At 69.4% G+C, this 11,365-nt stretch carries 8 protein-coding genes; 6 read left to right on the forward strand and 2 right to left on the reverse strand.

The window, feature by feature from the left end; genetic code table 11:
* Positions 1–14: 14 nt before the first annotated feature.
* The 4 genes from ASF51_RS15840 to cydC are packed head-to-tail and all read left to right on the forward strand — an operon-like array spanning position 15 to position 5,818.
* Positions 15–1,451: a cytochrome ubiquinol oxidase subunit I gene (locus tag ASF51_RS15840; RefSeq protein WP_055931970.1), complete on the forward strand. Its 1,437-nt coding sequence runs from the start codon at positions 15–17 to the stop codon at positions 1,449–1,451.
* Positions 1,452–1,453: 2 nt separating this feature from the next.
* Positions 1,454–2,464 carry a cytochrome d ubiquinol oxidase subunit II gene (gene cydB / locus ASF51_RS15845; RefSeq protein WP_055931973.1) on the forward strand — a complete coding sequence of 337 codons (1,011 nt, stop codon included), beginning with the start codon at positions 1,454–1,456 and terminating at the stop codon, positions 2,462–2,464.
* Positions 2,465–2,468: 4 nt separating this feature from the next.
* A complete protein-coding gene (gene cydD, locus ASF51_RS15850) occupies positions 2,469–4,163 on the forward strand; it encodes a thiol reductant ABC exporter subunit CydD (RefSeq protein WP_055931976.1) in 1,695 nt (564 codons plus the stop codon).
* Complete coding sequence (gene cydC / locus ASF51_RS15855) at positions 4,163–5,818, forward strand: thiol reductant ABC exporter subunit CydC (RefSeq protein ID WP_055931979.1); 1,656 nt, start codon at positions 4,163–4,165, stop codon at positions 5,816–5,818. Before cydD ends, cydC begins: the two co-directional genes overlap by 1 nt.
* Before the next feature lie 7 nt (positions 5,819–5,825).
* On the opposite strand, the gene ASF51_RS15860 is transcribed toward cydC, so the two are convergent.
* Positions 5,826–6,611, reverse strand: coding sequence for an aminotransferase class IV (locus ASF51_RS15860; RefSeq protein ID WP_162236970.1), 786 nt, complete (start codon positions 6,609–6,611; stop codon positions 5,826–5,828).
* 18 nt (positions 6,612–6,629) lie between these two features.
* On the opposite strand from ASF51_RS15860, the gene ASF51_RS15865 reads away from it, so the two are divergent.
* Positions 6,630–7,988: an anthranilate synthase component I family protein gene (locus tag ASF51_RS15865; protein WP_055931982.1), complete on the forward strand. Its 1,359-nt coding sequence runs from the start codon at positions 6,630–6,632 to the stop codon at positions 7,986–7,988.
* A gap of 12 nt (positions 7,989–8,000) precedes the next feature.
* Here the strand turns inward: ASF51_RS15865 and ASF51_RS15870 are convergent, their stop codons facing one another.
* A complete protein-coding gene (locus ASF51_RS15870; RefSeq protein ID WP_255354446.1) occupies positions 8,001–8,600 on the reverse strand; it encodes a DNA-3-methyladenine glycosylase I in 600 nt (199 codons plus the stop codon).
* A 251-nt stretch (positions 8,601–8,851) separates the two neighbouring features.
* On the opposite strand from ASF51_RS15870, the gene leuS reads away from it, so the two are divergent.
* A complete protein-coding gene (gene leuS, locus ASF51_RS15875; RefSeq protein ID WP_369797326.1) occupies positions 8,852–11,332 on the forward strand; it encodes a leucine--tRNA ligase in 2,481 nt (826 codons plus the stop codon).
* The last annotated feature ends 33 nt before the right edge of the window (positions 11,333–11,365 follow it).

Raw genomic sequence — 11,365 nt, forward strand, 5'->3', positions numbered from 1 at the left:
AAGGGGAATCCCAGATGAACGAGTGGCTCGATCCACTTCTCCTGTCGCGCTGGCAGTTCGGCCTCACGACGGTGTATCACTTCTTGTTCGTGCCGCTCACGATCGGCCTTGCGCTCACCGTCGCGCTCTTCCAGACGGCGTGGGTTCGCACCGACAAGGAGAAGTACCTGCAGCTGACGAAGTTCTTCGGAAAGCTCTTCCTCATCAACTTCGCCATGGGCGTCGTCACGGGCATCGTGCAGGAGTTCCAGTTCGGTATGAACTGGTCGGACTATTCGAGATTCGTCGGTGACGTCTTCGGTGCGCCGCTGGCGATGGAGGGACTGCTGGCGTTCTTCTTCGAGGCGACGTTCATCGGACTGTGGATCTTCGGCTGGGACAAGCTGCCCCGGGGCCTGCACCTCGCCACGATCTGGGCGACGACCATCGGCAGCGTACTCTCGGCCTACTTCATCATCGCGGCCAACGCGTTCATGCAGAACCCGGTCGGCTTCCAGATGAACGAGGAGAAGGGGCGCGCAGAGCTGACCGACATCTGGGCCCTGCTCACCAACAAGGTGGCGCTCGCGGCGTTCCCGCACACGATCTTCGCCTGCTTCATGGTGGCCGCCGGCCTCATCGTCACAGTGGCCGCCTGGCACCTCTCCCGCAACCAGCACCTCGACACCATGCGACCGGCCCTCAAGTTCGGCCTGTGGATGATGATGATCGCCGGAGCGCTCACCGTCTTCACCGGCGACTCGCTCGGCCTCGCCATGGTGCAGACCCAGCCCATGAAGATGGCGGCCGCCGAGGCGATGTACACGACGTCGACGGGAGCCGACGCCTCGTTCAGCATCTTCACCCTCGGAACGCCGGACGGGTCGAGCGAACTGTTCTCGATCCGCATCCCGTACCTGCTCTCATTCCTGTCGACGCACACGTTCGACGGCACGGTCGAGGGCATCAACGACCTGCAGGCACAGTATGTGCAGCTCTACGGCCCCGGCGACTACACGCCGACCATCTGGATCACGTACTGGGCGTTCCGCTGGATGATCGCCCTCGGCGTGCTGCACGTCTTCACCGCGTTCGTCGGCCTGGTACTGACCCGCAAGAAGAGCGTCTTCGGCGCCAAGGTCCTGTCCGGCCGCTGGTCGAAGTGGGTGTGGAAGGCTGCGATCTGGGCGTTCCCGCTCTCGCTCGGCGCCATGATCATGGGGTGGATCTTCACCGAGATGGGCCGCCAGCCCTGGCTCGTCTTCGGCCTGCTCAAGACGGCCGACGGAGTATCACCGAATGTCACAGGACTCGAGGTGCTGATCTCGCTGATCGCCTTCACCCTGATCTACGGCACGCTCGCCGTGGTCGAGTTCAAGCTCATCAAGAAGGCCGCCCAGAAGGGTCCGGACGATCTGCCGCAGCCCGACCCGGAGACCGGCGTCCGCAGAGTAGAAACGACGGTGTACTGACCATGGACCTTCCCACCCTCTGGTTCGGAATCATCGCATTCCTTTTCATCGGCTACTTCGTTCTCGACGGCTTCGACTTCGGCGTCGGCATGTCCATCCCCTTCCTCGGCAAGGACGATGTCGACCGCCGCGTGATCATCAACACGATCGGGCCGATCTGGGATCTCAACGAGACGTGGCTGATCGTCGCCGGAGCCGCGATGTTCGCGGCGTTCCCCGAGTGGTACGCCACGCTGTTCTCCGGCTTCTACCTCGCCCTGCTGCTGATCCTGCTGTCGCTGATCCTGCGCGGCGTCTCGTTCGAATACCGGCACCAGCGCCCCGAGGCCTCGTGGAAGCGTCGCTTCGACGCCATGATCGTGATCGGTTCGGCTGTTCCCGCCTTCCTGTGGGGGGTGGCGTTCGGCAACATCGTTCGCGGTGTGCCCCTCGACGACGGTTTCAACTACACGGGTACCTTCTTCGACCTGCTGAACCCGTATGCGCTGCTCGCCGGCCTCACCACGCTGCTGCTGTTCTTCACCCACGGAACGATCTTCGTCTCGTTGAAGACCGATGGCGCCCTGCGGCAGAGAGCTCGCAGGCTGGCGACGCGATCCGGCGTCCTGACCATCGTCGTCGCGGCATCCTTCCTGCTCTGGACGACCCTGGCCTATGGCAGCTTCCTCTCCGCGGTGCTGTCTGCGGTCGCCGCGGTCACCCTCATCGCAGCCGTGCTCGCGAACTCCCGCGGCAGGGAGGGCGCAGCCTTCGCCTCGATGGCCGCGACCGTCGCGTTCGCCGTGCTGGGCCTCTTCCTGTCGCTGTTCCCCGACGTGATGCCGGCGTCGAACGATCCTGCCAACAGCCTCAATATCGTGAACGCCTCATCGACGCCGTACACCCTCCAGGTGATGAGCTGGATCTCCCTCATCGCGCTTCCCCTGATCCTCGCCTACCAGGGCTGGACCTACTGGGTGTTCCGCAAGCGGGTCACCCGTGCGCACATCGAGAGTGCGCAGGCGGCACACTAGACGAGTGAAACCTCTCGACCCTCGGCTGCTCGCCTACGCCCGGGCGGCCCGGGCATTCCTGGCGGCGGGCGCGGTGATCGGCCTGGCCCAGACGGCCTGCATCGTCGCGTTCGCCTGGCTCCTGAGCCAGGTGATCGTGCGAGCCATCGCCGGCGACGGCCTGGCCGCGCTGGTGCCGATGATCGTCGCGCTCGCGGTCGTCGTGGTCGCGCGGGCCGCGCTGCTCTGGCTCGCGGAGGTCACCAGCACCCGCGGGGCCGCTCGGGTCAAGAGCCAGCTTCGCGCCCGCGTCCTGCGGGCCGTCGTCGACCTCGGACCGGGATGGATGGCCGGGCGCAACGCCACGTCGGTGGCCACCGTCACCGGGCCAGGGCTCGATGCCCTCGACACCTACTTCTCCCGCTATCTTCCCCAGCTCATCCTCACGGCGATCGCCACTCCGGTGGTCGTGCTGGTCATCTTCCTGCAGGACTGGCCGAGCGCCCTCGGGGTCGTTCTGACCCTGCCGATAATCCCCGTCTTCATGATCCTGATCGGCTGGGCGACCCAGACCGTGCAGAAGACGCAGTGGCAGCTGCTCACGAGGCTCTCCACGGGATTCCTCGACATCGTGGGCGGTCTCTCGACGCTGACGCTCTTCGGACGGGCCGCGCGCCAGGCCGGGCGCATCCGGGATGTCACCGAGCAGTATCGCATTCAGACGATGAAGGTGCTGCGCGTGTCGTTCCTCAGCGGATTCGTGCTCGAGCTCGTGTCGAGTCTCGCCGTGGCCGTCGTCGCCGTCTCGGTCGGACTCCGGCTGATCGACGGCTCGCTCGGCCTCTCGGTCGGCCTGTTCGTGCTGCTCCTCGCGCCCGAGGCCTTTCTGCCGATCAGGCAGGTCGGCACCCAGTTCCACGCCGCGGCCGACGGGGTCGCGGCCGCCGACGACGTGTTCGACATCCTCGATGCAGCGGCAGCGGCAGCGGCAGCGAACAAGGGTGTCGTCGATCCGGAGGCCGGGCTCGACGAGACCGTCGGCCCGTACACGGGCCATCTGCGGGAGCCCCAGTCGTCCCGGTCGCTCGTGCTCTCCGGCTTCGGCGCGGGCTACGACGGCCGCGCGGTGATCGGTCCCCTCGATGCGGAGTTCGCCCCCGGCAGGCTGACGGCCGTCATGGGCCCCTCCGGCGTGGGCAAGTCCACCCTCGTCGCCGCCCTGCTGGGATTCGTTCCGCACACCGGCCGCGTCATGCTGGGCGGCACGGACATCGCATCGGGGGAGACGGGTCTCGACTGGATCTCGTGGTGCGGCCAGCGCCCGGGGCTCCTGGCGGGCTCGGTGTTCGAGAACGTGACCCTGGGCAGCGCCGCCCCCGATCGGGCCCGAGCCGCGCGCGCCCTCGAGATCGCCGCGGCAGACGAGATCGACCTCGATCGACCGCTCGGTGTGGCCGGTGCCGGACTGTCGGGCGGGCAGGCGCAGCGCGTCGCCATCGCGCGGGCCGTCTACCGGGCCCTCGAGCGGCGGTCGAGCGTGCTCGTGCTCGACGAGCCGAGCTCGGCCCTCGACGACCAGACCGAAGCGCGGCTCGTGCGGGGGCTCGCGGGCCTCGTCGAGAACACGGGCCTGGCCCTGGTCGTGGTGACACACCGCGAGGCGATCGCCCGCGCTGCGGACGGCATCCTCGCGCTCGAGCCCGCAGCGGTGGTGGCCTGATGCGCACGACAGAGGTGCTGCGCCTCGCTCAGCCGCGCGCGCGCCGATTCGCCCCCGGCGCGCTGCTCGGCCTGCTCAGCGCCCTCTGCGCCGTCGGACTGATCGCCACCTCGGCCTATCTGATCACCCGGGCGGCCGAGATGCCGCCGATCCTCTACCTCAACATGGCGATCGTCGGCGTGCGGGCCTTCGCCCTGGGCAGGGCCGGCTTCCGCTACGCGGAGCGCCTCGCCAGCCACGACGCCGCGTTCCGCACCCTGGCGACTCTCCGTGTGGGCATCTACGAACGACTCGTTCCGCTGGCACCCGACGGCCTGTCGGGCACCCGGCGCGGAGATCTGCTGACCCGCCTCACGGCCGACGTCGACGAGCTGCAGAACCTGCCGCTGCGCGTCGTGCAGCCCCTGCTCATCTCGGGCGCCGTCGCCGCAACCAGTGTGGTCACGGTCTGGATCCTCCTGCCGGCGGCCGGCATCGCCCTCCTCGTCGCCCTCGTGCTGGCCGCTCTCGTCGGCACGGTGGTCAACAGCGTCGTCGCTGCGCGGTCGGAGCGCTCGATCGCCCCGCTCCGGGGCGCGTTCGCCGACGAGGTGCTCGACACCGTCGTCAACCTCGACGTGCTCACCGCGTTCGACGCGACCGGCTCCCGCCTGGCCGCCGTCGAGACCGCCGATCGTCGACTGACCCGCGCCGTGCTCTCGAGCGCCGCCGGGTCGGGGGTCGCCACGGGCATCCTGTCTCTTCTCGCGGGTGCCGCGAGTGTCGCGGCGCTCCTGGTCGGCATCCCCGCGCTCGCAACGCCCGGTTTCAACGGACCGGTGCTGGCGATCATCGCGCTGGTGCCCATCGCGGTTTTCGAGGTCGTGTCGAGTGCGCCCCTGGCGCTCGCGGCGTTGCGCCAGGTGCGTTCGAGCGCCGAGCGGGTCGCCTCCGTCGTTCCCGACACCGTGCCGACCGAGATTCCCGTCGACGGGCCCGGCGTCTCCTCCCGCACCGCCGAGCCGACGGGCACGGTCATCGAACTCCGGGGGGTCTCGGCCACCTGGCCGCAGGCGGCTGCGCCCGCTATCAGGGGCGTCGACCTCTCCATCTCGCCGGGCGACCGCATCCTGGTCACGGGGGCCAGCGGCTCGGGAAAGACCACGCTCGCGCACGTGCTCGTGCGGTTCCTCGAGTTCGAGGGCTCCTACAGCCTGGGCGGTGTCGACGTGCGCAGCCTGCCGCTCGCCGACGTGCGCCGCGTCGTCGGGCTCTCCGAGCAGATCCCGTACCTGTTCGACGAGTCCATCCGCCAGAACCTGCTGTTCGCCCGCGACGACGCGAGCGACGCCGAGCTGCTCGGCGTTCTCGAGAGGGTGGGGCTGTCGGGGTGGGTCGAGGGCCGGGGCGGCCTGGATGCCCGGGTCGGCGAGCGCGGTTCGCTCGTCTCGGGAGGTCAGGCCCAGCGCATCGCCCTTGCCCGGGCGCTGCTCGCCGACTTCCCTGTGCTCGTGCTCGACGAGCCCACGGCCAACGTCGACGCCGACCGGGCCGACGCGCTCCTCGTCGACCTGCTGGCGGCATCCGCCGACCCCGACGGTCGCCGGGCCGTCGTGATCATCAGCCACCTGCCGGTGCCCGACGACCTCGTCACCTCGCGCCTGCGATTGGGCTGAGTCCCCGCTAGGGCAGGGGCCGGACGAGCGCGTCGAGTCGCCGCTGCCAGAGCGCGGCGCGGCGCGGGTTGCGGGTGAGTCTCGGGCCGTTCCTCCACGAGGTGACGACACGGATTCCGTGGAGCGCGTTCACGACCCAGACCTCGCACCCGGCGAGCTGCGCCGCCGTCGCGAACTCCTCGCCCGACTCCGTCGCGGTGGCCGAGGCCAGCAGGCGAATGGACTTCGCCGTCACGCTGTCTACACGGCGGAGGGATGCCGACGGTGCGAACAGCCGGTCGCCCCTCCACCACAGGAGGGCGCTCGTCGCGCCATCGACCACGTGACCCGTGGCCGACACGATCACGGGCTCGTCGACGTCGTCGCGGGCGGCCTCGCTCTTCAGCGCACCGAGGCGCTCGATGTCGGGGCCCTTCACCGAGGCCACCGTCCTCGGGTCGCCCGCGTCGAGAGAGGCGACGCGCACGGAGGCGCCGAGCGGAGGAGCAGGGCGGATGCGCAGGGCCAGGGTCGTCTCGTCGCCCGTCCGCAGCGCGTCGACCCGGGGGAACCAGTCGCCGGTGCGGGGGAGCTCGGCGACCGCCGCGTTCCAGAACCTCTCGGCCGGCGCGGGGTCGATGCGGGTCTCCGACGCGAGCCCGGCCAGGAACCTGTCGTGGTGCAGCTGCAGGGCCCGCACCCCGCCGTTCGCGACCAGCCAGCTGTCGGCGACCTGCACGCCCTGATGGGTCGGCTCGGTCTCGGTCTCGACCAGCGCCTCCCCGGTCCAGGCGAGAAGGCGGGGCGTGATCACACGGCCTACGCTAATACAGTGTCCCGCCGCCTCCTCACCAGAGCACTGCAGCACTGGGTCGATCCCGAGAGGGTGTTCGTCGAGGTCTACTCTCGGCATCCGAACGCCTTCTGGCTCGATTCCGGCGTCGATGCCACCGCGGGAACGAGCTACCTCGGAGCAGGCGAGCCGATCGCGTCGCCGCACGACCTGGCGGGACTCGTCGAACAGCTCCGAGATCGCAGGAGCGAGGTCGCCCTCGCCGAGGGCTCGGCCGACGGATTCGCCCTCGGCTGGGTGGGGTGGCTCTCCTACGAGTTCGGCGCGGCCCAGCATGGCGTCGACACCGAGCCGACCGGGCTGCCCGGTGCCGCCCTGCTCTGGGTCACCCGCGCGATCGCGTTCGACCACGACGCCGGCATCGTCACCCTTCTCGCCCTCGACGGCGAACCGGATGCCGCGGGCTGGCTCGACCGCACGGCCCGGCTGCTCGACACGGCCCGGCTGGGCCGCGACCCCGCCTTCGAACCGTTTCCACTCCCGGGACCCACCGGCATCCGGCCCCTCGAGCGGGCGCCCCGGGCGCAGTGGCGGCACGGCGCCGACGATTACGAGCATCTCGTGCGCGACTGCCAGGAGTCGATCAGGCAGGGCGACGCCTACCAGCTCTGCCTGACGAACCAGATCACCGCGGCCGTGCATCCCGACCCGCTCTCGACCTACCTCGCGGTGCGCGCCTCGAGCCCGAGTCACCACGGCGGCTACCTGCGCATCGACGGGGTGGCGCTCGTCAGCGCGAGCCCCGAGCGGTTTCTGCGGGTCGACGCGGGCGGCTCGGTCGAGACGAAGCCGATCAAGGGCACCCGTCCGCGCGGCGAGACCGACGACGACGACGCCCGCCTGCGCGCCGAGCTCCTCGCCAGCGACAAGGAACGCGCCGAGAACCTCATGATCGTCGACCTGATGCGCAACGACCTCTCGCGGGTAGCGCTGCTCGGCTCGGTCGAGGTCACTCGTCTGCTCGCTATCGAGAGCTACAGCTCGGTGCACCAGCTCGTCAGCACGGTCACCGCGCAGCTGGCGCCGGACGCCGACTCCCTCGATGCCGTCGCCGCGCTGTTCCCCGCCGGCTCGATGACGGGAGCCCCGAAGATCAGCGCCATGCGCATCCTGAACAGGCTCGAGGGCGGACCGCGCGGGGTCTACGCCGGTGTCTTCGGCTACCTCGGTCTCGACGGGGCGCTCGACCTGGCCATGGTGATCCGCAGCATCGTGCTCACCGCCGACGGCGCATCCATCGGCACGGGCGGGGGCATCACGGCCCTGTCGGTGCCCGAAGACGAGGTCGAGGAGACGCGCCTCAAGGCCGCACCCCTGTTGGATGCGCTCGGCCTGTAGGCGGCAGGGCGGCTACAGCGCGCCGGGTTCGCCGACGGCCAGGTGGCATCCCGCCGCATGGTCGTTGACCAGACCCGCGTACTGCATCAGGGCGTACAGGGTGGTCGGTCCGACGAAGCGGTAGCCGAGCTTCTTGAGCGCGGCGCTCGCGGCCGCGGACTCCGGCGTCGACGCGGGAATCGAGGCGTAGGACTCGGGGGCGACCGTGCGCCGCGGGGGAGCGAAGCCCCAGAGGAGGGCGTCGAGAGCGCCCGGGTGGTGCTCGACGAGTCGCTTCGTCGCCCCCGCGTTCGAGATGGCGGCGCTGATCTTCGCCCGGTTGCGCACGATCCGCGCATCCGCCAGCAGCCGGTCGAGGTCACCGTCGTCGAAGGCCGCCACCTTCTCGATGTCGAACGACGAGAACGCGTCGCGGAAGGCCTCGCGCTTGCGCAGGATGGTGATCCACGACAGCCCGGCCTGGAAGGTCTCGAGGCAGAGCTTCTCGAAGAGCGGCTGGTCGCCGTGCAGGGGCCTGCCCCACTCCTCGTCGTGGTACGGCAGCATCTCGGGTGCCGAGTGGGCCCAGCCGCAGCGGGTCGTTCCGTCGGCGTCGGTGATGGTCGCATCCACGCCTTCAACGATACGCGGCGGGCAGGTTTAGTACGATGGATTGCTGCCGCGCCCCGGTGCCACGGAAGAAGTCGTGCGTCCCGGGTGTCCACCGCGGCGATCTTGGCCCCAGCAGCCGAACCCAAGCAAGAATTGAGAGTCGCGTGACCATCGAAACGACGAGCGCCGAGCAGTACGATCCCCGCAACGACCCGGCCCTCCACTACGACTTCGCCGCCATCCAGAACAAGTGGCTCCCTCGCTGGGACGAGATGCAGCCGTTCAAGACCGACCTCGACGGCGACAAGCGCCCGCGCAAGTACGTGCTCGACATGTTCCCGTACCCGTCGGGCGACCTGCACATGGGCCACGCCGAGGCGTACGCACTCGGAGACGTCATCGCCCGCTACTGGCGCCAGCAGGGATTCAACGTTCTGCACCCCATCGGCTGGGACTCCTTCGGCCTGCCGGCGGAGAACGCCGCCATCAAGCGCGGCCTCGACCCGCGCCAGTGGACCTACGACAACATCGAGCAGCAGAAGCGCAGCATGCGCCGCTACGCCGCCTCGTTCGACTGGGATCGCGTGCTGCACACCAGCGACCCCGAGTACTACAAGTGGAACCAGTGGCTGTTCCTGCAGATGTACAAGAAGGGCCTCGCCTACCGCAAGGCCAGCTGGGTCAACTGGGACCCGGTAGACCAGACCGTGCTCGCCAACGAGCAGGTGCTGCCCGACGGCACCTCCGAGCGCAGCGGCGCCGTGGTCGTCAAGAAGAAGCTCACCCAGTGGTACTTCAAGATCACCGACTACGCCGACCGCCTGCTCGACGACCTGAACCAGCTCGAGGGCTCGTGGCCCTCGAAGGTGCTGAGCATGCAGCGCAACTGGATCGGCCGCTCGATCGGGGCCGACGTCGACTTCGCCGTCGAGGGCCGCGACGAGCCCGTCACCGTGTTCACCACGCGCCCCGACACGCTCTTCGGTGCGACCTTCATGGTCGTCGCCCCCGACTCCGACCTCGCCATCGAACTGGCGGCCGAGTCGACCCCCGAGGTGCAGGCTGCCTTCAAGACCTACCTGACCGCAGTGCAGAAGAGCACCGAGACCGAGCGCCAGGCCACCGACCGGCCCAAGACCGGTGTGTTCCTCGAGCGCTACGCGATCAACCCGGTCAACGGAGAGCGCATGCCCATCTGGGCCGCCGACTACGTGCTCGCCGACTACGGAACCGGCGCCGTCATGGCCGTGCCCGCGCACGACCAGCGCGACCTCGACTTCGCCCGCGCGTTCGACCTGCCGATCCGTATGGTCGTCGACGTCACCGCTCCGGCGACCGGCGCCATCCCGATCATCACCGATGAGATGCTCGACGACCCGAACTTCGGCAGCTACGACCCCGCCGTCACGGGCATCGCGCTCGCGGGCGACGGCCGACTCATGAACTCGGGACCGCTGAATGGTCTCTCCAAGGTCAACGCCATCAAGAAGGCCATCGAGGTCCTGCAGCAGCAGGGCGCAGGCCGGCCGGCCAAGAACTACCGGCTGCGCGACTGGCTGATCTCGCGCCAGCGCTACTGGGGCACGCCCATCCCGATCATCCATGGCGAGAACGGCGAGGAGATCCCCGTTCCCGAGGACCAGCTCCCCGTGCTGCTGCCCTCGAGCGACGGTCTCGACCTCAAGCCGCGCGGCAGCTCGCCGCTCGGCGCCGCGGAGGACTGGGTCAACGTGACCAATCCTGTCGACGGAACGCCGGCGCTGCGCGACGCCGACACGATGGACACCTTCGTCGACAGCTCGTGGTACTTCCTGCGCTTCCTCAACCCGCACGACAGCGAGAAGGCGTTCGACCCGAAGGACGTCGACAAGTGGGCGCCCGTCGACCAGTACGTGGGCGGCGTCACGCACGCGATCCTGCACCTGCTCTACGCCCGCTTCATCACGAAGGTGCTGTTCGACCTCGGCCTCGTCTCGTTCACCGAGCCCTTCAGCGCGCTGCTGAACCAGGGCATGGTGCTCATGGACGGCTCGGCGATGTCGAAATCAAAGGGCAACATCGTGCAGCTGAGCGACCAGCTCGACGAGCACGGCGTCGACGCGGTGCGCCTCACCATGGCGTTCGCCGGCCCGCCCGAAGACGACATCGACTGGGCCGATGTGTCACCCGCCGGCTCGTCGAAGTTCCTGGCACGCGCGTGGCGCCTGGCGGGCGACGTCACCAGTCGCCCCGAGGTCAACTGGCGCGACGGCGACATCGCCCTCCGCCGAGTCACTCACCGGTTCCTGGCCGAGGCTCCCGGCCTCATCGAGGCGTTCAAGTTCAACGTGGTCGTGGCCCGCATCATGGAGCTCGTAAACGTGACCCGCAAGGCCGTCGACTCGGGCCCCGGCGGCGCAGACCCCGCCGTGCGCGAGGCCGTCGAGACCGTGGCCCTGGGGCTCAGCCTGTTCGCGCCCTACACGGCGGAGGACATGTGGGAGCGTCTCGGCTACCCGGCCTCCATCTCGGCGTACGGCTGGCGCGGAGCCGACCCGGCCCTGCTCACCGAGGAGTCGGTGACCGCGGTCGTTCAGGTCGACGGCAAGGTGCGCGACCGCCTCGAGGTGGCGCCCACGATCGCCGGCAGCGACCTCGAGTCGCTGGCGCGAGCATCCGCCGCCGTGCAGCGGGCGATCGGCGACCGGCAGATCGTCAACGTCGTGGTGCGCGCGCCGCGCGTGGTGAGCATCGCGACGAAGCCGGCCGAGTAGCGGCCCACCCCTCCTCACCAATCGCCCCGGTGC

The sequence above is a fragment of the Agreia sp. Leaf283 genome, from assembly GCF_001422485.1.
Lineage (GTDB): Bacteria > Actinomycetota > Actinomycetes > Actinomycetales > Microbacteriaceae > Agreia.

Bases quoted from the DNA above. Each gene is read 5' to 3' on its own strand.
- ASF51_RS15840 (WP_055931970.1), top strand. From the start codon at position 15: ATGAACGAGTGGCTCGATCCACTTCTCCTGTCGCGCTGGCAGTTCGGC.
- cydC (WP_055931979.1), top strand. From the start codon at position 4,163: ATGCGCACGACAGAGGTGCTGCGCCTCGCTCAGCCGCGCGCGCGCCGA.
- leuS (WP_369797326.1), top strand. From the start codon at position 8,852: ATGCAGCCGTTCAAGACCGACCTCGACGGCGACAAGCGCCCGCGCAAG.
- cydB (WP_055931973.1), top strand. From the start codon at position 1,454: ATGGACCTTCCCACCCTCTGGTTCGGAATCATCGCATTCCTTTTCATC.